Source organism: Parapedobacter deserti (genome assembly GCF_042646065.1).
GTDB classification, from domain to species: domain Bacteria; phylum Bacteroidota; class Bacteroidia; order Sphingobacteriales; family Sphingobacteriaceae; genus Parapedobacter; species Parapedobacter deserti.
This window is the reverse complement of the sequence record NZ_JBHRTA010000038.1, coordinates 287,487-312,938: the sequence shown is the minus strand read 5'-3', so window position 1 is coordinate 312,938 and position 25,452 is coordinate 287,487. Positions and strand designations below refer to the sequence as shown.

Sequence of the window (25,452 nt, the reverse complement as noted above, 5' to 3'; positions counted from 1 at the left end):
TTAGAAATTTACACTTAAACCTATCGTATACGTTTTTGGCAAGGGGTAATTACCCACATCCAAACCCGTGGAACCCACTTCGGGGTCAATTCCGGAATAGGAAGTGATGGTCCATGGATTTTCGGCAGATACATAGATCCGCGACCTTAGCTGGGAACCTATTCTTGACAACAGCCGGCCGGGCAAGGTATAGCCCAATGCGATATTTTTTATCCGGAAGTAATCACCGCTTTCCAGATACCAGTCTGAGGCCGTGCCGAAGTTGGCATTCGGATCTTGACGGGAAAGCACCGGAATGGTTGAACCAGTATTGTCCGGGCGCCAGGCATTCAATACGCGGCTGTCTAGGTTATACCCTTGCAGCCCGGCGTTGTATGCGGTGTATTTGTAACCGTTGAACAGCTTAACCCCCGCAACGCCATAGGTCAACATACTGAGATCGAAATTTTTATATTCGAGCTGCAACGAAAAGCCGTAGGTAAAGTCTGGAATGGCGCTGCCCATAAACACGCGATCTTCATCATTGATTTGGCCATCACCATTTTGATCCACAAACCTTAAATCGCCTGGGCGGGCGTTAGGTTGTATCAGCCGATCGCCTTGCCGATGATTCTGTATCTCTTCTTCAGAATTAAAAATACCTGCCGATTGAATCAAATAATAAGAATATAACGGCTGACCCGGCTCGGAACGATAGGGAAGCAATACGCTGCGCACATTATCACCATGCTGGATAAAATCATTGGAATAACCGTTAAGGTTAAGGAGCTCATTGCGATTGACCTGCACATTACCAGTAGCCGCCAACTTCCAATTGCCGAATTGGCCTTCGTAACCAGCAGTAACTTCAAATCCGCGATTGGATACGTCGCCAACATTCATCGTGGGACCTTGGTTGACCCCGACGTGCGGATCAGCATCGTTAGTCTGAATCAGACCTAAGGTCTTTTTTGTATAATAATCTGCGGTGATATTTAACCGATTGAACAAGGTGATATCCAAGCCGATGTCAAATGTTTCTGATGTTTCCCACAATAGATTGGGGTTGGACTGTTGCGTCAATGCAAAATGCCGCACCAATTGCCCTGAATTTCCGATAGGCGTAACAGTGCCTGTAGACAACGGTATGTTGTAAGCGTAGTAACCAACCGACTGAATATTGCCGATTTGTCCCCAAGACGCACGCACTTTCAGCAGATCCACCGCTGGAAGATTGAAAAAGGGTTCCGACGATATTTTCCACGCGCCAGATACTGCTGGGAAGACATCGGATTGGTTTTCCTTTGCCAGTCTCGATGTACGGTCTTGCCTGATGCTGGCACTCACAAAATAACGGTCATTGAAATCATAACTGACCCGGCCAATCGCGGACGTCAGGGCATCTTCGTATACACCACTTGCTGGTAGGTTAGGTGTTGAGCCCGCATTACCAATATACTGGTACCAGTCATCCTCACGTTCAAATCCCCGGGCTTCTACGCTAAAAGATTCGTAGGCGGTTTTCTGCGCCGAATAGACAGCAAGCACATCCAGCCCATGGCTGCCAAACCGCTTGTGATAGTTCAACTGTTGATCCCATATCCACCGGTTGGTCCGGGATTCGGTTTGATTCAAGTAATTCTCGGAACTCGGTCTTCCAATTTCAGGAGCGATGGGGTCGAACCGTTTGTACGAATAACGGTTCAAATCAATGGCAAAATTGGATTTGAAGGTCAGTCCATCGATAATTTCCAGTTTTCCAAAGACGTTACCATTTAAATTCAACGCCGGGTTAGAGATATTGGGCCTTTTTAGCAATGCCACTGGATTGTACGTATCGCCATATGCCGCCGAAAATTGCGCTAAATCAAAGGGAACAGTACCGTGGAACCGCCCATTTTCGTCATATACAGGAGCCGCAGGGTTCATATATATGGCGTTGATAATAGCTCCGCTATAGCTGCTGGAGGTATTAATACCCCGCGATTGCATCTGATTGACATAGAAGTTCTGGCCTACTGTGATGCGGTCGGATAGATCAAATTCGGACTTCAATCGGTAGGCAAAGCGCTTGTAATTCGTGTTGATCAGCAAACCGTCTTTGTCGTGGTAGCCAAACGACGATGAATACCGAGCATGCTCGGTGCCTCCGGAAACCTGTAAATTCAGGTTGGTGATTGACCCTGTCTGAAAGATCTCATCCATCCAGTTGGTGCGGGTTACCTGCCCCCATGGGTTCAGTTCGGCGTTGTGACCGTCTGCCGGGACAACGCCCGCATGGGCAGACGCATCGATATAAGCCTGCGCATATTGCGCCGCATTGAGCGAAGCAGGCAGGTTACTAGCCTGATGCCAACCCTGGTAAAGATCTACCGCAAACCTAGGCTTACCGATTTTCCCGCTCTTGGTGGTGATTACGATGACGCCTGACGCCGCTTGTGCACCATAGATAGCCGCAGAGGCTGCGTCTTTCATGACGTCTACGCGCTCGATATCGTTAGGGTTGATGGGGCCGCCATAATAAGGCACTCCATCAACGACGTACAGCGGTTGTTCGCTCCCTAACGTTCCCATGCCCCGTATCAACACCCTCGGTGAAGACGACGGATCGCCTCCCCCGGATACCACGGTTACACCGGCAATGTTTCCCTGTAGGATATCAGAGACATTGGTCAATGGCCGTGCTACGTTGGTCGCCACATTAGGCAGCGACGCGATAGCGGTGGTCAAGTCTTCCCGTTGCCGTTCGCCGTAGCCAATCACCACGACTTCATCCAACGCCGATGTCTGTTCGGCCATTCGCACCAGGATAGAGTTGTTGTCGCCAGGTCTCACCGTAAAATCTGCCATCTCATGCACTTCATACCCAATCAAGCTGAAGCGGATGGTGTAGTTGGTGCCAGTCTGCAGCCCCTGTAATACAAACATACCATCGGCGTTCGTGGCTGTGGTAGCAGCCTGTGTACCGTCAGCGCCGAGCGCTGCGACGGTGACTCCGCTTAGCGGCATACCGCTATTGTCCATAACCGTTCCTCGAACCTGTCCTCCGTTTTGCGCGCTGGCCGATATGGTGGCGAATAGCGCCAATATCGTCACCCACCACCGAACGTTAAAAATTAGTCTGTTTTGTTTCATGTTCTATTTATTAAAAATCTGTGTCATACTAGTTTTTATTGGGTTCCGGCCTGCTTTTTTCGAATAACAGCCTGACCATCCTCATATTCGTGAACCAAATCGTTCATTTGGCAGATAACGGACAGCATCACCTCCAACGAGTCGGTAGGTTCAAAACTACCGGTAAAGGACAGCCCCTTCAGGTCGGCTTTCGTCACGACAATTGTGGTTTTCATTCGGGCAGCCACTTGATCAAATACCGCGACCAGCGGTGTCTGCTCAAACCGCAGCGCTCCGGTGGTATCCAAAGGGACTGCGGGCCGCAGCGTTTTGATGGGACTCTTCGACGTTTGCGCTGCTTTGGGTTTACGTTTTACCGCTACTGCGCCTTCGAAACCATTAACTTGGACTTCATCCCCCGGCAAGAGAAATGCATCTTCCATCGCAACTAAGCTTGCCTCCGTGGAACGCACTACCACTTTACCAGTAAGAAGCCGCACCAGCGTCTTACCCGCCTGCCGAGCATCGATGACAAATGCGGTGCCCAGCGCTGTTGTGGTGTAGCCGTTTGCTGATACGACAAAGGGCAGTGCCGTATCGCGCACGACCGTGAATTTGGCCTCACCTTCCAATGTCAATGCTCGCGCCGTCAGGCCGTAGTCATCAGTATACGATACGGTGCTGCTTGGTGACAGGGAGATGTTGGAACCATCCGGCATCTTAAAATGTAAAGTGTCCGATCCCGGATTTGTTACCTGGCGCATAACGGCTTCGGCATAGCCAGGCGTACTTTCCTTCACCTGCCCGGTAACATTCAACAAGTACCAGGAGACGGCACACGACAAGATAGCCGTCGCTGCCACTGCCCACTTGGTTTTCCACCACTGAATGTGTACAGGTTCCCGGCGCACGTCAAGCCGGGTATGGATATGTTGCAGCAATTCCGCAGATTTCTGTTCGCCTAATGGAGCATCCGCATGATTTGCCGCATCGTCAAACTCCTCAGCTAATGCTGATCGCCATTCCTTTTGGTGGGTTGTCAAATCAGACAACAGCTGCTGTTGTTCGTTTTTTGTAGCCGTTCCATTCCAAAAGGCTGCGATAGCTTTGCGAATACTGTCCATATACACCAATAAATACACTGCGGACCGCCCAAAGGGGATGCTTGCCGTATTAAGAAATCATCAATTAATTGCAAATAAATATAGAGGAAGGGGGATGACGGCTATGCAGCGCCCGTATCACCACATACCCAACCATGTCAACAGCAAGGTCGTCTCGCCGGCATAGGGGTAGCGCATGGAAACATAAGCCTTAATGGCTTTATTGGATTGCTTGAGGTAGTCCTTAACAGATTTGGGTGAAATGCCCAGTTGCTCGGCTACGGCTTCCTTGGATTTGCCTTCATACCGGCAAAGCCTGAAGACTTCCCGTTTTCGCTTCGGTAATTCGTCGATGGCTTCCTCCAAAATAGCGAGCTGCAAGCGATAGGCTTCTTCTTCCACCGTATCGTCCTGCTCAGCAACTTCAAAAGGATAGGCCGCCACGAATTTAATGGAATCTTTTAGGTGGCGCTTTAAGAAGGTAAGCGACTTATTGAAGCTGACGACAAATAGCCATCCTCCTATGGATTCACCGGTACGTATGTTGAATCGGTTTTGCCAGAGTGAAACAAAAACATCCTGAAGAATTTCTTCGGCATACTCAGGGGCCTTAACCATTTTCAGGATATTGGCGTAGACACGTCGGTGATACCGCTCATACAGTCGGTTGAAGGCACTGATATTGCCATTGGCCATCTCGGCCACTTCTTCCAATTCGGTGAGCGTGCTTTTCATTTTCACCCTTTTTATGCCTTAGGTACTTTTTCGGCATCAAAATTATTCAAAAAAACTAGTCACGTGCAGTCACTGACATTATCAAATTGTTATATCTGTACCTGCCCGCCCCCCAAGGGATCGGTTTTCTGAATTTTGCAACTTATTGCTCAAAAACATGCTCTGCCAGTCCGAAGGACAGCGTCATCCCGGCTCCGCCCAGCGCGTTCAGCACGAACACCCCTTCTTCGGGCTGAGCCAACAGGTAATTGTTGCCATCGGTCATCTTGGCATACACGCCGTTCCAAGACTGCGCGAGCCGATAATCCTTAAAACGGGTAAACGTTTTCAGATAGCCCGTCACCATGTCATTGATGAACTGCCTGTCAAATGGATCGGGTGCCAGCCCGTACTCATGGGAGTCGCCAATGGTCAGCTCGCCGCTGCCGTGCTGGGATGCCATCACATGAATACCCCAATGCAGGTATTCTGGCATTTCCTGTTCAACCCATTGGCGAAGCGCTGCGCTGGCCGGGGTCGTCAGGAAGGAGCCGTAATGCAGCAGCGAGAGCCCACCGCAGAGGGCGGGACCAATACGCCAGCCGTCGGGCTGGGCAACGAGGCGCATCATCTGCAGCTTGCATTTGGTGATGGGGGAAGCCGCATAAAGCTCGGGATATAACGTTTCGAAATCAGCACCGCTGCATACGGCCACAAGGTCAGCCTCGTGAGCCGTACCATCGCCGGTAAATACGGTTGTACCGTTGATGCGGCTGATGTTAGTGTTCCATCTGAACGAGACGCCATGCTGTTCTTCGAGGTAGCCAGCCACCTTAGCACTGGCTTCACGCGGATCTACAATCACTTCATCCGCACTCCAAAGCCCGCCAAGCAAACCTGTGGGATTGACAGCAGGCGACTTTGACAGCACTTGGTCGGGTGTAAGCATCGCGCAGTCGCGCGTGTGCCCATATTGTGCCGCATACTGTTCGAGTACCGCCAGTTCCAGCGGGTGATAGGCTACATGCAGAGAGCCCACCTGTTCATGCCACATTTTTGCGGCGGTACCGATCGCTTTCCATACGTCACGCGAGCGAACGGCACACTCGTAGCTGACACCTTCCGGTTGGCCAACGGGCCACACCATTCCGAAGTTTCGAACGGAGGCGCCTGTTGCCTTCGGATGCCGCTCGTACATGGTCACCGAATAGCCCTTCCGGGTCAGTACCCTCGCTGTGGCCAGTCCGACGATACCGGCTCCGATGACAATGGCTGTTTTATGGCTTTTGATATTCATATTCCGAGTAGTTAATGGTTCCGTCCAATGACGTTCGCTGTAGGGCAGTCTCGCGACCGGCATGTTTACGCCGGAAGTACAGCAATGAAATGCCGATGCAACCTGCGCCCAGGACAGATGACAGGAATACGGCCTGTTGGAAGAAACTGCCCCAACTTAAATGTACGAATCCCCATTCATGTACAACCAGCACCGCTACGCTGCCGAGGTAGCCTACCGCATCGGCCACATACATGATGAACCCGACGTTACCCTTGTGCCGGAAACTGGCGAGCAGCCGTTCGAAAAAAATGGCGTTGTAGGGAATGTAGACCATGTATAATCCGAGACCCGCAAGACTCATCCAGGCAACGCTACCTAAACGTCCCAACTGAAATAACCAGGTCGAAGCGCCGATGAGTACACAGCCCGCTATCATCATCAGGTGAATGAGCGTAAACGCGTACAGGTTGTTCCGGACAAACATAAGCAGTCCCATCATCATCAGCACCGCGAGGGCAATGGCGGAGTCGGTCTGCACATAGATATGTTTGCCAGTAACCCCGACATCTGCCCATATTTCAACCTCAAACGCATCGCGCATGTCGCGCAGGATAGTAAACAGTAGATACGCGAAGATCGCCAGCGCCAGCCCGGGTAGGTAAGTCAAAAAGAATCGTTTCCGCTCATGTGCGCCCATAGGCTCCCTCACGGTTCGCGCCGCTTCGTCGCGGGCATCCGGAAGCGGCACAGCTTCGAGCATTGCGGTGCAGCAGAGCAGCGGGATGACGAACAGCAGGCCGGTGCAGAAGGGCATCCAGTATTCGCTCACGGTGAACGTATCCATCAACGTGCGCCCGGTGGTCTTGACCAATCCGGAAGCAAAGACGAGACTCACGCTCATAACAGCCCCGAGAAACTCAGTAGTGCGGCGCCCTTCAAGGTATGAAAACACCAGCCCCCAAATCATACCGAGAGGCAATCCGTTGACAAACAAAAATATTACGTTGTATGGCGGTGGCACGAGCGCAAATCCGAGTAGCGCGAACCAGGCCACGCCGATGAGCAGTAGTATTTTCTGACCCCTGCGCCGGTGCCCCAGTTCCGCGATAAATTTGATGCCGTAAAATTTGCTGAGCATGTAACCGAATACCTGCGCAATGACCAACCACACTTTATAATCAACCCCCAGGAATAGAGGCTGACCTTCGAAGGTGCCTGCCGTAAACGCCTTACGGAAGGCATACATGCTCGTATAACATCCGAATGCAGCAAATGCGGTGATCAGGGTTATTTGCACCAGCGGTAGCTGTTGCAGTTTCCGGCGCAGCATGACGATGAGGGAAGTCATGTCAGGAGTAAATAATATTCAGTACTTCGCTGACGTTATCGACGATGTGAGTAGGGGTATAGGGCTCAAGAGCCTCCCGGGTATACGCGCCGGTTGTAACACCGATCACGTACCTGCACCCGGCATTTTTGCCCTCATTAATATCTACCTCGGTATCACCTACCTTGGCCACGCTCAGCGGATCTGCGATGCCGGCTCTTTGCATCAATTGATGAATCATGTCAGGATAGGGCCTGCCTCTTGGCACCTCATCGGATGCGATGACATCGTCAATGAGCTCACGTTTATGCCACCCCAGCTTGTCAACGATGACATTCGCTATGTTGCGCGAGAAGCCCGTATTAATCGCTACTTTTACGCCCTTTTCATGAAGCATGGCAAAGGTGTCCTCAACGTCAGGCAAAGCCGCTATTTCATCGGTTGTTTCGTAATAGCGGATCATCCGTCCTACAAAAAACCGGTGGATTGCCGAAATTTGTGCATCATCAATTGCCGCATCGCTATTTTTCGTTTTCAATATTTCTTTGATGGCCTCATGTTTTTCATAGCCCATATAAGGATTGATCTGCTCAAGCGGAATGTCGTATCCGAAATGCTGTAGCGTTGCCTGAAAGGCTTCGCCTACCTTGTTGTCGTCTTTTACTGTGGTTCCTGCGATGTCAAAAACAATTAATGCGATATCCATTTAGCTGTAGTTGTTATTTATTAATTTTCTTTAAGTTCATTATTCAGCGCTGTTTCCAAAATATCCAGCGCTTCGTTTAGTTCATCTTCGGTGATAACTAGCGGTGGATAGAGCGATAGTACATTCCCGTCAGACACCTTGAGGCTTAACCCTAGTTCCAAACAACGGTAGAGTACATTTTCGGCCAACTCGCTTGCTTTTGCCTTGGTCTGCCTATCCGTCACGAGCTCCACTCCCCAAAGCAGTCCGACACCCCGCACATCGCCAATGACATCGAACCTTGCTTGCATAGCGTGCAACCGGCTTTTGAGCAACTTGCTTAGCGTGGCCACGTGGGCCAATACATCCTGCTCCTCCATGTAATCGAAAGCCGCCAATGCTGCTTCCGACCCAAGCGGATTTTTTTCGTGCGTAAAGTGTCCGAGGGATCCTCGAGCGGCCACATTGAGCTCGGCTCTGCAGGCGATGGCGGCCATGGGTATGATACCGGCCCCCAATCCTTTGCCTAAAACCAATATATCCGGTATGATGCCATATTGCTGGTAGGCAAACACGCTGCCCGTGCGTCCCATACCGATGGGGATTTCGTCCAGAACCAACAGTACCCCATGCCGATCGCATAGTTCCCGGACACGCCGCCAATATGGTACAGAGGGCACGTGCACGGTCGTGCTGCGGACCGTTTCAGCTACCAGTACGCCGACATCGCCTTCCTTCTCAATGACATACTCGAGATAGTCGGCATATGCCAGATCGCCTGGCTCATTGTCGTGGTCGAACCACATGCCCCGATAGGTGTTTATTGGCGGCACATGGACACTCCCCGCCATCAAGGGGCCAAGGCCCTGCTGAAAGACATACTCACCTCCCAGCGAAATGCTGTCCATCGATGCACCGTGGAACGAATCATACATCGCTATCGTTTTATACTTACCCGTGACCAGCCGGGCCAGCTTCAGCGCCATGCTGATGGCAGAGGTACCCCCGGGCGCAAAAAGCACACGGGGCAAGGTCTGGTCCGTCAGCGTGGCAATCCGCTCGGCAAGCGCAATGGCCGGCAGGTTGGTAAACCGCCGCGGGGAGAACGCCAGTACATCCAACTGCCGTTTTACCCGATTGAGGATATACTCGTTGTGATATCCCAGTTGGTGAACATTGTTGCCATGGAAATCGTAATACGACTTGCCGGCTAAACTCGTCAACCTAACTCCGGAGCTGGATGCCAGCACGTCCAGACACGGAGTGGACAGCGCCTGGTGAAGAAAGTGATCTGCATCCCGTGCCAACGCTTTCTGCGTTGCTTCATCGTGTATGGCATCGTACCATTGCTGCCGCTGCTGGCTGATATTGATGTCCCCCTCTGTCTGTAGATGTTCATTCCTGTGGCCCATACGGCTGTTTTAAGCTAATGTTTAGCAAAACTAAACATTGTTTAGTTAAAAAGCGCACAATTCTATATTAAGAAATGATGAACACCTGAATTCCGATCCGTTAATAATCCTTCTTCAATTCGAACTGATCAAACACCGCTCCGTTCAGGTCGATGGCCTGGCACTGCAATTGCCCTTGGGCAATGCGTACATAGCTGAAATGGTGGCCATACTTGATTTTGTTGGTAAACCACGAACGCATTAGCGCAGGCGTTTCGAGTCCGCCGCCATTGCCGCCGGTCTGGACGTAGACGATGCCGTTTTGTGTGTCTACCGCATTGTTACGGAGCGGCCACGTGCGCTCATACGCATGTACATGCCCGTAGAAGACAAGGTCTACATCATACTTTTCGTACAGTGCTGGCAGATGGGCCAGACGTGGGATGCCCAGGGTAGACTTGGCCACATGGGTATTGCCGTGGTCATCATTGTCTGAAGAATAAATGCAGTGGTGATGGGCCACGATCTTCCAACGGGCGGTCGATTTGGCTAATTCGGCCTCCAGTTCTTTGTAATGTTTGCTGCCTTCGGACAGGTCTTGGTTGGAGTCGAACAGGATGATTTGTGCATTTCCATAGGTGACCGTATAGGCCCTTTTGTCCCTGCCTTCTGGGTGACCAAGGTACTTATGAAAGTAAGGGGCGTCGCCCTCGTGGTTGCCAATGGTGGCATACACGTTGTACTTGCTCATGAAGGGTTGCCCTTGCGGCAGGAACTGGCCAATCCAATCGCTGAGCCGGTGTCCATTGTCCACCTGGTCGCCTGCATGGATGGCAAAATCCGGGCGCTCTGCTTCAGCAAGCGTGGCGATCTGTCCCCAGACATTCGGGTTGGGCCGTCCCTGTGAGTCAGAAAACACGATGAACCCGATGGGGCTATCGTCTTTGACGGCCGTCTTGAATGGATAGACGTTGCTGTACAGCGTGTCGCCGCTTTGGCTCACGCTCACCGTACGGTAGAAGTGCTCCGTCTGTATCGCCAGGCCGGTGAGGCGTACGGTATGGAACGTCGTGTCAGCGCTGATCGCGCTGGTGAGCGACAGGTTGGGGGCTTTCGCACCGAATTCGGCCGGGCCATATTGCACCCAGCCTGTGGTGGGTTGTTCGGTCTCCCATTTGATTTCAATGCTGGTTTGTGTAGCCCATTGAAGGTAAGGCAGTACAACAAAACTGGGCCGGTCGGCCGCGAAGCTCGGTTGCTGGCCTATGATAAGCAGGCAAATGAACGGGACAAGGTATTTTTTCATGACGGATAATTATGTTTGTTATAAAATTAAGTAGCAGGTATCTCAATGGTTGTACAAGGCGGATACTTCCGCCGCAGACAACGCTTTGCTGTAAATCCGAACATCATCTACCCATCCAGCCAGCTCCTTACGCGTGTTGCTTCCTGCGTTGTAAGACCCGGTACCGTCTTCCCATATGGTAAAGGGGTAGTCATTGGTTTCATCCCACAACGCTCCGGCTAACATATTCAGGTCGTAGCTGGCCGGGTTTTCCTCCTGTGTGTATTCGTTGCCATCTATGTATACGTGCAGACGCTTGGTGGTTCGATTGACGACTACCGTCACCAGGTGCCATTGGTTGTCGGCCAAAGCAGGGGCTTGGGGAGTCATCTGTCCGGCACGCCAGTCCATCCGATTGCCACCACCGGCGAGTTTCACAATCCATCCCCTGCCGTCTGTGCCGGGGCCTGCATACGTAAGTGCGCCGTCCGTGCACAGCACAAAACCCGGATTGCCCCCGCTACCCCAGTCGGAATTAGAAAAGAGTGCAGGATCGGATCCGATACCGGGCAGCTTTACCCAGAGACTGAAGCTAAAATCTTGTGTGGACGAAGGTCGCAGCAAATCATGCTTGGGTAATACGGCATATGAACCCGCCACGAAATTTGCTACCCTACCCCGAATCGGGTCTGTGACAAACGCGACCATTGCCGTAGCGGTACTGCCTAACTCCGCGTCGAATTTGTTACCGCTGGCATCCGTCAGATCGTCGTCAAGCGGCAGGTGCACCACCAGGTCGCCGCCGCTGCCGCTGGTCGTGGTAAAGTGCCAGTCGGTATTTCCGGTAAATCCATTAAACTTCTTTCCGTTGCCGTCGATAAAGGCGCCGTTGTCTATGGTTACATAATACGCGGTGGCAAAAGCCAGCGGACTGCCCAAGGTAATCGACACCCGGCTGTTGGTCACAGTAATGGCCGAACTGCTCACGGGCAGCTCTGCTATCTTGGTATTGTTATCGGCAGCGTAAACAGCGATGTTGCCCTCGCCTTTGCTTACGTTGTCTATGAAATTTAGTTCCAGTTTGAAAAGAGACCCATCAGTGCCGGCATTTTGGGGCACACGAGATATGACCAACGGACCGATGTCACCGGCGGTGACAAATGTCCACGGTGTGTCGCCGATTGTCCCCATATACTCGTTGCCCACTAAGTCGGTAAACGTTCCCCGTTCCAACACCACGGTGTATTCCTCGTCGGCTTGTAGTTCCGCGGGACTAATACTGACGACACGCGCATCCGACCCGACGACGACCGCTGCGGACGTGACGTCAATGGTCTGCGTATCCGAAGTGCTAGAGAGGATGATGTTTCCGCTTCCTTTTTTGACGTGCTCGTCAAACGTGAGCACCAAGCTGCTGCTCACGGCCACGCCTTCTACGCCCGGAACGGGGTTATAGCTAACCACCGTCGGGTTGGCTACATCAACGGTGTGGTCATATTCTTCTTTGCAGGATTGCAGGCAGGTCACAGCCACGATAAGCCCAGTACATAACCAGAGAAGAGGTGTATAAGTGAAGATTTTCATATCAAAACGTATAGTAAGTTTCATTTTTAGGCGCTATTGACGGGTCAGCGTGACGCTGAAATTCCCCTTGCCCATATCGCCGGTATCTGTATTTTCCCATCCCATGAAAAAAGAGAGGGTGAGAGTAGTCGTTGATAGACGCGCGGTAAACTCGTTGACCGGCTCAACCCCGGTTAGTGTCACTTTCGCCTCATTTTCATTGCCAGACACCCCCCATGTTCCTGCGGTGGCGCTAAACACAATGGGACAATCCTTCGCAATGAACTGCGCCGGATATCCCGCATCATCGGTCGTAAACACTAAACGCATGGCGCCGAACACCTCAGCCGGCACGTCATCTGGTGTTATAATGCTGGACGGGTTTGCCCATGTACCATCCAATCGCCCGGCCACCAACTGCTCAGCATCCAATCCATGCTGCCTAATCGCATCCTTCTTACAGGCGCTCATTCCGCAGCCGATCACTCCGGCGAGGAGCACCATGATACCTGCTTTCAAATTCAAGTTCATTCTCATGTTTGTTGCATTAATTTACTTTAAACAGCCGGTAAGGTACATTAGAACGCATAGGATTTCCTTCCAACCCCCAACTGCCATTGACCGGCAGGCCCAAATGGCTCAATACATTTACCGCTACATCGGTAAGACCGATGGGATAGTAGGGGTTACGCTCGCTGGCCGGCCCTACCAGTTCGCCATGGTTACCCCTGCCGCTAAAATCTCGTACCTGGTTACCCCTCACTTCATCCAGCTTGAGGTAGAGATTCAGGGATGCGAGGTGCGGATGGCTGCTGGTTTCGACATGGCGCAGGTGCATGTAGTTTTTAAGGGTCTGCTGATCCAGCACATCCGTCCATATCCGCACCTCGTTGACCGACCCGGCCCAATTGGGTGCCCCACCGCCGTATCGCTCCGTCCCCTCCTGAGCCAGGCAAATGTAGGGATACGGCGAGGTCATGTCGTCTTCCGGCTTGTAGGTCAGTGCTGACCGCTCCATGATTTCCCCGTCCTGATACACCACGCACTCCCGGGTTTTATCGAAGGTGACGGCCAAATGGTGCCAGTTGCCATCTTCGATCGACCGGGAAGAGCCGATGTCATACCGTTCCCGCTTGTGGTTCGCAAAGTTAATTTTCCAGGAAGAGCCGGCCCGGCAGATGGTAAATCCCGGATTGCCGCCCGAATCCCAATTCTTGTCGCCCATGATCGATGGATCGCTGGAGTTGACCCCGGCCTTGACCCACAGCTCCATGGTAAACCTATCCATGCCTTGCAACGCCGTGCCGTTGATTGGAATACGTACATAAGTCCGGTCGCCCGACGCGGCTTTGCGAAACGTCAGGGTATTGTCGGTGTTTTCGCGGGCAGCCATCGAGGTCGCGATCAGCTCCCGGTTATCAATGCCGCTGCCCGAAAAGATCAGGGGCACGTTGATTTCTTCTTCACTGCTGTTCAGGTGTATGCCAGACTCGGTGCCGCCATGGGTAGATACCAGTAAGATGGCCCAATCTTCATTGGCATAGGTTTCTCTTGCTTGTATGGCTGCCTGCAAACCGGCCACATACTGGTCGACCTGCTGAATGGCCTGTACATACCGGGCTTCGCGCAACTGGTAACCCACCGATTCGCCAACTTCGGCCGGACTGCTGAACTGGATAAATGCCACTCCTATATCCGCTTGCTTCAACAGTTCGGACGATTGAGTGTATACCGCTTCATCCGATGAATAGTGGAATAGGTGGTCGGCTTCATGGTTCAGCATGGCGTTTAGCGCGGCATTACGCACCACTGAGGTAATGACCGTACCTGGACTGGCCGATTTGATGCGGCTCACCACTGAGGGATACCGATCAAAAGCGTGGCTGGAAAATGAGTTCTTCAGCGTCACCCCGTGTTTCTCTGCGGATACGCCGGTGAGCAGGGTAGCCCAGCCAGTGCTGGCGTAGGCCGGCACACCGCCGTAGCCGTTCATGCTGTATGAGGCGTTATTAACCAACTGGTCGATACCCGGTGTCGTTGCATAACCAAATGCGGTATGGATGACGCCATCTACACCGATGACCAAGATTTTTTTGGTTTTATTGGTCTGTGCCATCGCGCTGTGGCCGATCAACAACAGAACGGCCAGCGCCCGTTTGAAATACTTAAAAGCGTGTTTCTTTTTCATATCCTTCATTTATATAGCCGTATGACGTAACTACCTGGAAGCCCTAAAACGAAATTGAAGTTCTCGCTCATGTAACTAACCTCTCCGGTCTGTCCCAGGATCTTCCAGCTGCAATACGTGTTGGATTCCATGACCGGAAAATCGACGTCCCAGATTTCCCCATCGTCCGTATCATCCACAAACGTTCCCCTGAATCCGACCGAACGGCTCCTGGTAAAGTCAATCCGATCGCCCGGAAGCGCTTCACCGTTCAGGTAGCCAACAAACCGGATCTGATTGGGCGCATCGGCCACCCGCTCGATCTCGGGCCGCCGCGCCATGCCCGCGGACCAACTGATGACTTCATACTCCATAAATTCGATGATAAGCGCATCCTGTAATACCCTGCTGCCGGACGAATTGGACACCTTGATATCAAAACGGTATTCCCCGGCGGGGATGTGGTTGCCCTCCAGCACCTCGATCACACCCGTATGCTGGTTGATGGTCACGGCTGGCAGCGCTATGGTATCGGTCTTGAGCCGCAGTTCTTCTTCGCTTTCGCCTCCCGTGATCGCTTTTGTATAGCGGACTACGGGTATCTGCTTGCTTAAGGCAGATACATCCTGACCGTTGGTTTCGCGGATGTTCATGATTTCGAAATGCAGCGGCAAAGAAGAAGTAGATGCTAAAAAATCCCCGATATATTGCTCCAGGCCGGACATTGCATATTGTTTCCGGTTCCGATAGCCGATGTCAGGGGCAATACTTCCTTCCTTCGGGATATCCACGCAACCGGCAAAAAGCGCCGCGCAGCCTGCAATCACCATTGCAGTAGCTAATCGTTTCATTGTGTTGTAACCTTTCATGTTTTACTAGTTAAACCCAAAGATGTGCGTGTCTGATCGCAGTATCTGAATGATTCCGTTGGTCGATTGCAGGTCTGAGGTCACTACATGTACCGACTGGTACCGCTCCCTTCCGATGCCACCGCTGACATCCAATGAGAAGACGATGACAGAAGCACCCATATTTACATTACCCAGGTAGTCGCCGCGTACGAGGTTGAAACGGGCTTTTTTGCCGCCGAGGGTCTCCGTATGGCTATACGCCGTAGACAGCCCGGTGCGGACAATCGCCTCGTTTGGAATAATGTAGTTTTTGATGATCTCGGCGATCTCCGCCAGTAGCTCCTCCGGGAGCTCAGCGAGGGTCGCTGGCCGTTCGTCCGGATTGGGAAACGCCAACTCGAAAAAGTTGTGTATGGCATAATCCTGTGGTGCCAGAAACGTGCTGCCCGGTCGATTGACCGCTTCTTCCAGCCCGCACAGCCTAATCAGCGTAGCCAAGGTATCAAATAGTTCCCGGCGGCTTTCCAGGTAGTCCATGGTAGAAACGCCTAAGACACCGGGACGCTCATCCAGCACGCCCCCGTCGGTAAAATAGTTGTCGTCGCATCCCCAAGCGAACAGGGCTGCAACACACGTGATAACCATCAATTTCTTCATATCTACTGCTTGTTTGTACGATTATTGGTTAAACTGCCAGTAATACGTCTGAGTCATGTTGGGGTTATTGGCAAACGCCTCGTCGCTGACCGGAAAAAACCCGGCTCCCTCGCGTTCATCCCGCTCACTGATGAAAGGATTGAATTCATGCAGCCTGCCCAGCCGCACCAGGTCGTACACGCGGTGAAATTCGCCGATGAGTTCACGGTTCCGCTCATCCAGGATTTCCTCGATGAGCGGAAGCTGCTCGTTGCGGGTATACCGCGGGATGCCGGCCCTTTCACGCACTAAGTTGAGGTTGGTCAATGCTTCGTCGATACGGTTGAGACGTGCATCGGCCTCTGCCTTCAGCAACAACACGTCCGCATACCGGAAGATCGGAACCGGACCATCCATCTGCTGATACGACCGATCTTTGGGTTTCCGGAATTTGGCAAACATGATTTCCCGTTCGCCGTTTTGTAAGGGATCGGTGAAAACAGGCCGTATTTCGCTGTTGCTGACCGAGAAATCAATGCTCTCGAAAAATTCGGATACGCGCCGGTCCGAGCCATCTTGGGCGTAGTGGTGGAAAATTTCCAGAATGCGCGACCGCGGGACGGCCAGTGATAGGTTACCGCGATCGGTGTATGGGTTGGTGAGGTAATACGTTAGGATGTGCCCGTAGTAATCCGAAAACTCGCCCAACCCTTTGTTGTAGTACATCTGGAAAATCATCTCGTCGGTTTCGCCACGGTCGAACAGGTCTCTGAATCCGCTAATGGGCGCCAATGCAAAGGGGCCGTCACTGATGATGCGTTGCAGCGCGTCGGACGCACCCTGATAGTCGGTCAGCCACATCAAGGCGTGGGCCTTCATGGCCAAAGCAGCTCCCTTGGTGCCCCGTGAGGTCGATGCTTTCCGTGTGGGGTAGGGATACATCCAGGGAAGCACAGGGATAACAGCATCCGCCTCTTCGACCACCATGCGCATCACGTCAGCAAGTGGTTCTCGGCCCAACGGTGCCACATTACGGGCGGTAAGGTTGATGGGGATGTCGCCCCAGATGCGGGCGGCATAGAAATGGGCCATGGCGCGCAGGAAACGAGCCTCGGCCAGCAATTCGGCTTTCCGATCTTCGGCGAAGTTGGTGGTGATATCCGGTACATTTTCCAAGATAAGATTGCACTGCTCGATGGTGCGGTAATAGAGGCGCCAGTTGGTCATCGGTTCGAGCTGCGTGCGCTGTATCAAGCGGTTTTCAAAGCCAGCCTGCCAGTCGCCGTCGTTGTTCGGCGTAATCCAGTCGCCCGACCGCGAATCGCCCCAGAAGTAGTAGTCGCCCCATGATCCGTTCCGCGTGGTGGATGGCGTGTCGTCTTTGGTCAATCCCGACAGTGCCCTTCGGAATATCGAAAAGGCCGCCGCCAGGGCCCCCTCTGCATCACTGCCGGTCTGCCAAGCCAGGTCTTCGGTCACCGTGTTGATGGGCAGTTCATCCAGCCAGTTCTTGCAACCTTGAGCGCCAAGGAGCAGGATGACTACACCTGTAATGATTGCGATGTGCTTCATATGAATAACTATTTGCTATTGTATTATAATCCCAATGAGATACCGAATAACAGCATCCGCCGCATGGGGTATCCACCGGAATTGTCAAATCCATCAACCGTTACCAGTTCCGCGTCGGGCCCACTGTACCGCTGGAACGTGGCTACGTTGTCCATGGTACAGTATAACCGTGCCCGGTCCATAGGCAGGCGCCTTAAGAGTCGCTGTCCGAGGGTATACGAAAGCGTAATGGTCTTGACTTTGAAATACGATCCATCCTCGACGTATTCTGAATCAAGCGCGGTGATCTGCGAGGCGTCACCCCAGGGGTTGAGTGTCGGGTATTTGGCGTTATCGCCACTTTTTTCCCAAATGGAATAGTTATTGAAATTAGGCAGGGAGGTAGAACCGGCAAAGTCCTTGTCCAGTCTCAACCGGTTGAGGAGCGCCGTGTTGACGATATCCCGACCAATCACGAACGTCGAGATGACATTCAGGCTAAACCGTTTGTACGTGAAGACGTTGGTCCACCCGCCCGTCCACAGCGGATTGGGATTTCCAGCATAGACGCGGTCGTTGACATCAATGATATAGTCACCGTTCTGATCGCGGAAATTACGGTCGCCCGCAGCGAGGCGTTTGTTTTGGAGGCCAGCCAGCTTGGCACCTGTCTTGGGGTTAACCGGAATTTCGCTTTCCGTTTGGTAAACTCCCTGCGACTCATAGAAGAAAAAGCCGTTCAGCGGCGCGCCTGTGCGGACGATAGAGCCGAAGTCTTGCCCTGAGGTGCTGATTTTGATGATATCGGCATTGCCGTCGGGCAGCGCCACCACGCGGTTTTGGTTGTAAGCAAAATTGAGTCCCGTATTCCAGCTGAAGGCCCGGCGGGTATCAAAGTTGGTGTTGAGCGTAAATTCCAACCCGCGGTTGAGGACATCGGCGGCATTGCGGTATACTTCATTGTAACCCGAGGTGGTGGGTAGTGCCGTCGTCATCAGCAGGCCTTTGGTCAGCTTCTCATAGGCGTCGAAGATGAACTCCACCTTATTATTGAACAGCGACAAGTCCAGCCCGATATTGCCCATCTGGCTCTTCACCCAGGTCAGGTGCTCGTTGCGGAACCCATTGTACCACGTAGGCGTAAATCCGGATATGCCGCCGTAGGAGATTTCCAGCAGGGAGTTATACCGATCCAGCGCCCCCCCATCCATGATGCCCAGGGCGAGGTAGTCATTGTTCCAAGTAGTGCCGGATATGCCGTAGCTCCCACGGATTTTTCCACTGGAAAGCCAATCCGCTCCGGCGAGCCATTTCTCTTGGGAAAAGTTCCACCCTGCCGATACCGAAGGGAAGATGCCCCAGCGGTTTTCCGCTCCGAATTTGGATGAGCCGTCTGCCCGCAGCGAGCCGCCCAGCAAGTATTTCTGCTTGTAGGCATATTCAAGCCGGCTGAAATAAGACAACATGGTGTTGGCGGTATAGTCGCTCGACCCGATGCTGTTGCCCCTTGGCCAGTTGACGGTTTGCGATAAGGTCGGGGCGTCAGCCACACTGCTCACCTTGGTAACCTTCGATTCCAGCTTCTCGACGCTCTGCCCCACGAGAAACGTGATGCCGTGGCCATCGCCGAATGTCGGTGCATAAGTCAGCGTATTCTGAAAAAGCAGGTTGCGGTTTTCGCCGGTGCCGTTTTGGTTGCCGGCCCAGAGTGTGCGCCGCGATGTCGCTACGGAATCCTGTACAGCCCGTGTGTATTCCAAACTTAGGCTTGCTTTATAGGTTAGGTTCTTGATGACGTTTAGCGTGGCATCCGAGCTGAAGCGGATGCGGTCATTGAGGTTGGCCTCATGGCCCAGCCGGTACACGTCGGCCCCTTTGACCACTGGGTTATTCGGGAGCGGCAGCAGGGAAGAATAGTTGACAGAAAGTTCATCCGGGTTTCGGCTTTGGTCCGTCCGCGAAACGGCCAACGTATTATTGATAACCAATGCGTTGTCCAGCGCGTTGAAGCTGGTGCCCGCCATCAGGCTGTAGCGCTGGAAACCTGTGTTAAACAGGATGCCCTCGCTATCCATATATCCCGTACTGATGCTGTACTGTCCGAAGTCGCCCGCACCGCGTACAGAACCGTTGTAGTCCTGTGTCACGGCCGTATTATACAGGTACCCTTGCCAGTCTGACGAATTGTTATAGAACGGATTCGTGATATCTGTGTACATGGCAGGCATGAATACACCATAAGGGGCATATAATTCATAAAGGCGGGCCACCTGCTCGCGTTCCTTCTGCCCGCCGGCTACATCCTGCAGCTGCGGTACAAAGTTGACACCCGTACGGACATTGAAGCCTATCTGTGGTTTGCCCCGCTTACCTTTGCGGGTAGTGATGAGTATGACCCCATTTGCAGCCCGGGAGCCATAAATTGCCGCAGCGGAGGCATCCTTCAACACGGTGATATCCTCGATGTCACTTGGGTTGAGGTCTGCCAGCACATTGGTGCTGGTAATCGAAAACTCGTCGCTCGTCCGCGCAATAATGGGTACCCCATCCACTACGTACAACGGTTCGGAAACGGCCGAGGCGTCGTCGCGGCTTACGGCAGCGAGCCCGCGGATAATGATGGTAGGCGCAGCCCCCGGTTCTCCGTTATTCAGTTGGATATTAACCCCCGCAATCCGGCCCTGCAGCATCGACTCGAACGATTCAGCGGCTTGGGTCTCGGTCAGCTCTTCCATTTTGACGGTGGCAACCGAGCCGGTGACTTTCTGGCGTGACTGCGAACCATAACCGACCACTACGACGTCATCAAGCAGCTTGCTGTCGGTTTCCAGCCGGATGGTCAATGCGGTTTCGCTGCCTATGGTTACCTCACGGGTGATGTAGCCGACGAATGAGCAAACAAGGACATCGCCGGTCTGTGCCTGGATACGGAAACCGCCCGACTCGTCGGTGATGGTGCGGACTGTGGCACCTTTCACACCTATGGTCGCGCCCGCCACCGCTACCCCGTGCGGATCGGTAACCTTGCCGGTGACCGATCGTTGCGCCAGCAGCGACGCCGGCACCATCATGGCCACAAGAAGAAAATAAACGCCCTGTATTACTGTCTTCATTAGATTTGAATTTTGTACTATTATTAGGTTAACGCGACCAATAACTGTTCTGACTCCATGAGTTACCACTGATGCCGCGGGCAGAGACCGGCCAATAAGCGGCCCCGTTCTGCACGGCGAGTTCGTCCAATGCGGGAATGTTCCGGCTCACCTGACCAAACCGCATCAGGTCAAAAAAGCGCTGTCCGGTACCCACGAGCAACCGCTGCCGCTCCAGCAGCAGGGCATCAGCAAAAGCCTGTGCCGGTAGGTTGATGTAATCTTCGGTGGCTCCCTGCGCCGCTGTCACCAAGTGATTGCGGGCTTTGTCCAAAAAACCGGCCCGCCAAGCCGCTTCGGCCTGCAATAGCGGCAACTCGGCTAACTTCAGCAACTCCAGCACCGTCTGGTCTGGCACAATCAGCGTCGCGGCACCTTGCGTTGCTGAGATCGTAAGGAGGTTGGTTCGGCGCGCGTCGCCTTCGGGATAAATGGCATTCAACCGGTCAAGGGACATTCGCACCATGCTGCCGCTCAGGGGGGCATTGGGGATGTCCACACGCCTGTCCGTGCCCATGGATAGGCCGAAGCCCGCTAGGCTGTCGACGTTATCCGCGGTAAAGGTTTGCTCGAGCAGGTTATGGGCTTCCCGCCCCCTGCCCTGCCACAGTTCTTCCTGTGCCAGCAGCAACGTGGCGGCGGTTTTGTTGAACCGGATCGCCGTGAGCGCTGCACTCTCAATACCATCGTTGTTCATCAACCGCCAAGGCAGCAGCCCCTGAGCTTCACGCGCCCAGACTGCCGCCCGCTCAACCGCTTCCACAGCACTTATCCGCTGACCGAAATCATCCGCTTCTGCCGATGGAACATCGCCCCATATCCTGGCCAGGTAAAAATAGGTCAGCGATTTGACCGCTAAGGCTTCGCCCCTATATAGATTCCGCTGATCAGCAGATAGCACTGCTGCATCTGCCGCATCCACAATATCCAGCACATCGTTGGCGCGCTTGATTGCATCGTAGAAATATCCCCAGTCGGTCAGCCGGATCAGCTGATAATCGGGTGCAGTAAGCGCTTGGTTTACCACGTAAGGCGAATAGGCTGCCTCTACCAGCAAATCGCCGGCACGGGCTTCCCCATACATCAGCCAAGCATGATTACTCAGCAACGCTCTCCGAAGGTCGACATAACAGCCGATTACTGCTTGTTCCACCCGTCTCGCCGATTCGTAGTACCCTTCCTCGACCGTCCGGTTGTCCGGCTCTAACGTCAGGTAATCTGCGCAGGACGAACATACCAGCATGACCGCGGGGACAAGCCTCCAAAATTTCATGTATTTCATTGTATTCATCATAACCGACTTTAAAACACCAGTTTGAGCCCCAAAACAATGGCAGCCGGCAGCGGCGTACCGGTATGGCGCAGGTCTGAGGCCCGGATGCCCGCTACATTTTCCTCCGGATTGATGCCGCCGTACTTCGAGAGGGTCAGCAAGTTATCTCCCCGAACGAACAGCTCTGCATCACTCAACGGCAGGCTGCTTTTCAGCACCGACCCCAAGCGATAGGCCACCGCAGCCCGGCTCAATCGGATGAAACTGCCGTCTTCAATCGTCCGGATGCCTTGGTATACGGCATTCACCCCATCCCCTTCCATAAAATAATAGGGGGTTTCCGCCTGCTTCAACGGGAACGCCCCCCCAATGGACGCCACGGCATAACGGCTGCTGAAAGATTCGGCGATGACATCGGCGCCTGCTGCATAGGTAAGCGTGAAGCTGGCGGTTATATTTCCAAACGACAGGAAATTGCTAAACCCGCCAAAGCGCGTTGCCTCGCTGTTGCCGACCACTTTCTGCTGTCCTCCCTCATAGGCAATGAGCGAAGTAATCGGGTCGCCGGTACCCAACGCTACCAAGTGCGAAAGACTGGTATTGGCGAGATCTTGAGGCAGTTCTTTTACCCGGTTGCGATAGGCCGCCAGGTTCAGGTTGGTCGACCAGGAAAACCGTTCGGTTTGCACCCACCTTCCATCCAGTGTAAATTCAAAGCCGGACAGGCCGAGCTTTGCTCCGGTTTCGTATTGATAATCCACTCCCTGGATATTTGGCAGATACCTTAGGTATGCAAAGTCCTGATATGTCTTGCTGAAGTAGTCTACCGAGAGCGTCAGCGACGGTGTCAGCGCATAGGACACTCCGGCATCGAATTGGTACACATCTGCACTCTTGGCATCGCGGAATGCTGGATATAACTGTCCTACTCCCAACATGTTGGCGTTGTAATAATCCCCCATACCGATCAACTCGCCCCGATAGGCTTCAGGCCGGTTCAGTACGCCGGTTTTGCCGGCCGAAGCACTGACTGTTAACGGTACATTCCATGCATTCTTCAAGTGGTAGCTAAAACCCAATGCCGGATAAAGGCCCCACTTGCGTTCATACAACGAGCTTCCATCTGTGCGTAATGTCAGGTTCAACTGCAGGTCGTCCCGGTAATCCCATTTCCAAACGCCGAAAAATGAGAGCAGGCGCTCCACATTGTGGTCAGACAGCGCCTCCGTTTGGTTGGCGTTATAACCGGTTACCACCTTCACGAAGTTGGAGCCTCCGCTTTCGAGGCTGCGCCCCCCATCCACGGAAGTAAGCCGGTTGTCTGTATTTCGGAGTTCATGCCCCAGTGTCATGTCCATCTTCCACTGGTCGGAAAGGGATGTTCGGTAGTTCAATGATGTGTTGATGGTAATCAATTGCCTCTTATAAGCCTCGCTCGATGCGTAAATGTTGCCGTTGAGGATATCCGACGGGATGTACGTATCCCGGCTGGCGCCTTCGTAGGAGAGGCCAGCCAACGAACGGATGCTCAGGTTGGGATGAAATCGGTAGGTGAGGCCCATCGTGGAGAGGAGCGCCACGTTCCGCTTTTTGTCCATGAAAGCCGTTTCCTCATCAATAACCGACAGGGGTAGCCTGCGGTCATACTCCCCCGCATAGCGTCCATTCCGGTCGGCCAACGCAAGATTGTTGTAGAAATGGGCTTCCAGTTTTGGCGTGATGTTGTACCGGGCATTGAGGAATAGGGATTGGCGGCCAAAGGTAGCCGATCTGAATCCGCCTTTGTCCTGATGGTTGTCCAATCCGAAAAGATACGATCCGAAATCCCCGCCACCATCGACCAACACACGCTGCTCCTGTACCATGGAACCGCTGCGATACACTTCGCGGCGGGCGATGGTATTAAAATCATAAAAGGCATCTTTCCTGTAATTGAAGTCGCTCAAAAAGTTAGCGCCCGCAAACGCTGATGCCCGTACATGCAACGGACCGGCCGTCCCTTCCTTCATTACAATATTGATTGCTCCATTGGGTGCCTGCACCCCATAGGCTGCCAATTGATCAATGGACTTGATCACCTCAATCCGCTCTATCTGCTCAGGCGAATAGTAGCTCAACGGGTTGATCGCCGTGACGGGCGAGGGGCCGGCAATGATCGGTATCCCATTGATGAGTATCAGCGGCAGCGTGGAGTCGTCCGTCGGGTCCAAGCTCAAGCCACGGATATTTATAATAGCCTGCGTTCCAGGCGTACCTGACCAGCTTTTTACCCGCAGCCCCGCTACATTTCCCTGTAATGTGTTTTCCAACCCGCTTCGGTTTGACACTACCAGACTGTCCATCACCAATAGTTCCTGGGCGCTGACGGCAAGCGGCGAAGCAGAGAATAAGCTGATGAGTAATATCCAGACGCTTCTGCGTGGCACTTTCATAGTCATATGATTTCTTAATCGCATTAGTTTATCAATACTAAATAATTAACATTCGCTTACCTGCCCACGATCGTCGGTGTGGCGCCAAATTATCAGTTGCACATTACCTAGTTATCAACCATTAATAGTCACCCATCAATTTATTTTGCAATTTTGAGCCTTTAGGTCCACGATTGAGCTCATCAACTTCGTGACTTAAAAGTTAAGCAATATTAAACGATGTTTATTAAATTGATGGGTAGTAAGAATTAAATAATCATTAAAGCTGCGGGGAGTGCAGCTGTTAACATGCGTACTTTAGGCCGGAAAAGCGGAGGCAGAGACCAGTTTTCTAAAAGAACATTAGTCCTCAAAAAAATAAATGACCAGCATCACGGCATTATAGGAGCCGATGTTTTTCGGGGTATGAGGGATACGCCCGTCAAAGAGCATCGAGTCACCGGCACTCAACCGGATGTTCTCGTGTTCGAACTGGTACTCGATCTCCCCGGACAAGACATATTTATATTCGAATGCTTCGGTCTCTACCATGGGGCGATTAGCATTGGGTTCCAATTCCAGCAACACAATATCCACGGTCGACTTCTCTAAGTTCTTGGTAAAAATCCGGTGGTAACGGAAGCCGATGGCTTGCTCCTTTTCGAAGTAATAGTATTCATCGCGGCGTTTGACCAACACGGTTTTCGTGCCGTTGTCCGTATCAATTTCCTTGAAAAAGCCGTTCAAGTCGATATCAAGCGCCTTGATGATGTCGATCAAAACGATTAACGACGGTACCGCACGGCTGTTTTCAATCTGAGAGATCAACCCCTTGCTGACAGAAGCCCGGTCAGCCAGTTCCTGCACGGTGATGCCCTTACTTTTTCGGCGTTCCCTGATTTTGTTGGCGATCTGAATGAGGATATCTTCCTTCATTGGATTGATTTGTATGTGGCAAAGATATTCTATTT

The 25,452-nt window shown here is 52.7% G+C and carries 18 protein-coding genes; all 18 read right to left on the bottom strand.

What is annotated here, in order from left to right:
* The 18 genes from ACFOET_RS13995 to ACFOET_RS13910 all read right to left on the bottom strand — a co-directional run bounded on the left by ACFOET_RS13995 (position 1) and on the right by ACFOET_RS13910 (position 25,417).
* Positions 1-3,114 (bottom strand): SusC/RagA family TonB-linked outer membrane protein, encoded by a 3,114-nt coding sequence (locus tag ACFOET_RS13995; RefSeq protein WP_379023692.1) that lies wholly within the window; start codon positions 3,112-3,114, stop codon positions 1-3.
* A gap of 35 nt (positions 3,115-3,149) precedes the next feature.
* Complete coding sequence (locus tag ACFOET_RS13990; protein WP_379023690.1) at positions 3,150-4,217, bottom strand: FecR family protein; 1,068 nt, start codon at positions 4,215-4,217, stop codon at positions 3,150-3,152.
* Between the two features lie 117 nt (positions 4,218-4,334).
* Positions 4,335-4,931, bottom strand: coding sequence for an RNA polymerase sigma factor (locus ACFOET_RS13985; protein ID WP_379023688.1), 597 nt, complete (start codon positions 4,929-4,931; stop codon positions 4,335-4,337).
* A gap of 142 nt (positions 4,932-5,073) precedes the next feature.
* The gene (locus tag ACFOET_RS13980) at positions 5,074-6,207 is read right to left on the bottom strand and encodes a TIGR03364 family FAD-dependent oxidoreductase (protein ID WP_379023686.1); all 1,134 of its coding nucleotides are present in this window, start codon (positions 6,205-6,207) and stop codon (positions 5,074-5,076) included.
* Complete coding sequence (locus ACFOET_RS13975; protein WP_379023684.1) at positions 6,188-7,537, bottom strand: DUF5690 family protein; 1,350 nt, start codon at positions 7,535-7,537, stop codon at positions 6,188-6,190. Before ACFOET_RS13975 ends, ACFOET_RS13980 begins: the two co-directional genes overlap by 20 nt.
* 1 nt (position 7,538) lies before the next feature.
* Positions 7,539-8,222, bottom strand: coding sequence for an HAD-IA family hydrolase (locus tag ACFOET_RS13970; RefSeq protein ID WP_379023682.1), 684 nt, complete (start codon positions 8,220-8,222; stop codon positions 7,539-7,541).
* A 20-nt stretch (positions 8,223-8,242) separates the two neighbouring features.
* Positions 8,243-9,613 (bottom strand): aspartate aminotransferase family protein, encoded by a 1,371-nt coding sequence (locus tag ACFOET_RS13965; protein WP_379023680.1) that lies wholly within the window; start codon positions 9,611-9,613, stop codon positions 8,243-8,245.
* A 100-nt stretch (positions 9,614-9,713) separates the two neighbouring features.
* The gene (locus ACFOET_RS13960) at positions 9,714-10,898 is read right to left on the bottom strand and encodes a metallophosphoesterase (RefSeq protein ID WP_379023678.1); all 1,185 of its coding nucleotides are present in this window, start codon (positions 10,896-10,898) and stop codon (positions 9,714-9,716) included.
* Between the two features lie 42 nt (positions 10,899-10,940).
* The gene (locus ACFOET_RS13955; protein WP_379023676.1) at positions 10,941-12,485 is read right to left on the bottom strand and encodes an Ig-like domain-containing protein; all 1,545 of its coding nucleotides are present in this window, start codon (positions 12,483-12,485) and stop codon (positions 10,941-10,943) included.
* A gap of 9 nt (positions 12,486-12,494) precedes the next feature.
* Positions 12,495-12,977, bottom strand: a complete 483-nt coding sequence (locus ACFOET_RS13950) for a hypothetical protein (RefSeq protein ID WP_379023674.1) — start codon at positions 12,975-12,977, stop codon at positions 12,495-12,497.
* Positions 12,978-12,987: 10 nt separating this feature from the next.
* Positions 12,988-14,628: a LamG-like jellyroll fold domain-containing protein gene (locus ACFOET_RS13945; RefSeq protein WP_379023672.1), complete on the bottom strand. Its 1,641-nt coding sequence runs from the start codon at positions 14,626-14,628 to the stop codon at positions 12,988-12,990.
* A gap of 5 nt (positions 14,629-14,633) precedes the next feature.
* Positions 14,634-15,458: a hypothetical protein gene (locus ACFOET_RS13940; RefSeq protein WP_379023670.1), complete on the bottom strand. Its 825-nt coding sequence runs from the start codon at positions 15,456-15,458 to the stop codon at positions 14,634-14,636.
* Positions 15,459-15,482: 24 nt separating this feature from the next.
* Positions 15,483-16,115, bottom strand: coding sequence for a fasciclin domain-containing protein (locus tag ACFOET_RS13935; RefSeq protein WP_379023668.1), 633 nt, complete (start codon positions 16,113-16,115; stop codon positions 15,483-15,485).
* Between the two features lie 21 nt (positions 16,116-16,136).
* Positions 16,137-17,666 (bottom strand): RagB/SusD family nutrient uptake outer membrane protein, encoded by a 1,530-nt coding sequence (locus ACFOET_RS13930; RefSeq protein WP_379023666.1) that lies wholly within the window; start codon positions 17,664-17,666, stop codon positions 16,137-16,139.
* A 23-nt stretch (positions 17,667-17,689) separates the two neighbouring features.
* Positions 17,690-20,758: a SusC/RagA family TonB-linked outer membrane protein gene (locus ACFOET_RS13925; protein ID WP_379023664.1), complete on the bottom strand. Its 3,069-nt coding sequence runs from the start codon at positions 20,756-20,758 to the stop codon at positions 17,690-17,692.
* A gap of 28 nt (positions 20,759-20,786) precedes the next feature.
* The gene (locus tag ACFOET_RS13920; RefSeq protein ID WP_379023662.1) at positions 20,787-22,079 is read right to left on the bottom strand and encodes a RagB/SusD family nutrient uptake outer membrane protein; all 1,293 of its coding nucleotides are present in this window, start codon (positions 22,077-22,079) and stop codon (positions 20,787-20,789) included.
* 20 nt (positions 22,080-22,099) lie between these two features.
* Positions 22,100-24,502 carry a TonB-dependent receptor plug domain-containing protein gene (locus ACFOET_RS13915; protein WP_379023660.1) on the bottom strand — a complete coding sequence of 801 codons (2,403 nt, stop codon included), beginning with the start codon at positions 24,500-24,502 and terminating at the stop codon, positions 22,100-22,102.
* A gap of 342 nt (positions 24,503-24,844) precedes the next feature.
* The gene (locus tag ACFOET_RS13910) at positions 24,845-25,417 is read right to left on the bottom strand and encodes a helix-turn-helix domain-containing protein (RefSeq protein WP_379023658.1); all 573 of its coding nucleotides are present in this window, start codon (positions 25,415-25,417) and stop codon (positions 24,845-24,847) included.
* Between the last annotated feature and the right edge of the window lie 35 nt (positions 25,418-25,452).

Excerpts from the sequence above, each read along its gene's own strand:
- ACFOET_RS13995 (WP_379023692.1), bottom strand. The coding sequence starts at position 3,114 with ATGAAACAAAACAGACTAATTTTTAACGTTCGGTGGTGGGTGACGATA.
- ACFOET_RS13990 (WP_379023690.1), bottom strand. The coding sequence starts at position 4,217 with ATGGACAGTATTCGCAAAGCTATCGCAGCCTTTTGGAATGGAACGGCT.
- ACFOET_RS13985 (WP_379023688.1), bottom strand. The coding sequence starts at position 4,931 with ATGAAAAGCACGCTCACCGAATTGGAAGAAGTGGCCGAGATGGCCAAT.
- ACFOET_RS13980 (WP_379023686.1), bottom strand. The coding sequence starts at position 6,207 with ATGAATATCAAAAGCCATAAAACAGCCATTGTCATCGGAGCCGGTATC.
- ACFOET_RS13975 (WP_379023684.1), bottom strand. The coding sequence starts at position 7,537 with ATGACTTCCCTCATCGTCATGCTGCGCCGGAAACTGCAACAGCTACCG.
- ACFOET_RS13970 (WP_379023682.1), bottom strand. The coding sequence starts at position 8,222 with ATGGATATCGCATTAATTGTTTTTGACATCGCAGGAACCACAGTAAAA.
- ACFOET_RS13965 (WP_379023680.1), bottom strand. The coding sequence starts at position 9,613 with ATGGGCCACAGGAATGAACATCTACAGACAGAGGGGGACATCAATATC.
- ACFOET_RS13960 (WP_379023678.1), bottom strand. The coding sequence starts at position 10,898 with ATGAAAAAATACCTTGTCCCGTTCATTTGCCTGCTTATCATAGGCCAG.
- ACFOET_RS13955 (WP_379023676.1), bottom strand. The coding sequence starts at position 12,485 with ATGAAACTTACTATACGTTTTGATATGAAAATCTTCACTTATACACCT.
- ACFOET_RS13950 (WP_379023674.1), bottom strand. The coding sequence starts at position 12,977 with ATGAGAATGAACTTGAATTTGAAAGCAGGTATCATGGTGCTCCTCGCC.
- ACFOET_RS13945 (WP_379023672.1), bottom strand. The coding sequence starts at position 14,628 with ATGAAAAAGAAACACGCTTTTAAGTATTTCAAACGGGCGCTGGCCGTT.
- ACFOET_RS13940 (WP_379023670.1), bottom strand. The coding sequence starts at position 15,458 with ATGAAACGATTAGCTACTGCAATGGTGATTGCAGGCTGCGCGGCGCTT.
- ACFOET_RS13935 (WP_379023668.1), bottom strand. The coding sequence starts at position 16,115 with ATGAAGAAATTGATGGTTATCACGTGTGTTGCAGCCCTGTTCGCTTGG.
- ACFOET_RS13930 (WP_379023666.1), bottom strand. The coding sequence starts at position 17,666 with ATGAAGCACATCGCAATCATTACAGGTGTAGTCATCCTGCTCCTTGGC.
- ACFOET_RS13925 (WP_379023664.1), bottom strand. The coding sequence starts at position 20,758 with ATGAAGACAGTAATACAGGGCGTTTATTTTCTTCTTGTGGCCATGATG.
- ACFOET_RS13920 (WP_379023662.1), bottom strand. The coding sequence starts at position 22,079 with ATGAAATACATGAAATTTTGGAGGCTTGTCCCCGCGGTCATGCTGGTA.
- ACFOET_RS13915 (WP_379023660.1), bottom strand. The coding sequence starts at position 24,502 with ATGAAAGTGCCACGCAGAAGCGTCTGGATATTACTCATCAGCTTATTC.
- ACFOET_RS13910 (WP_379023658.1), bottom strand. The coding sequence starts at position 25,417 with ATGAAGGAAGATATCCTCATTCAGATCGCCAACAAAATCAGGGAACGC.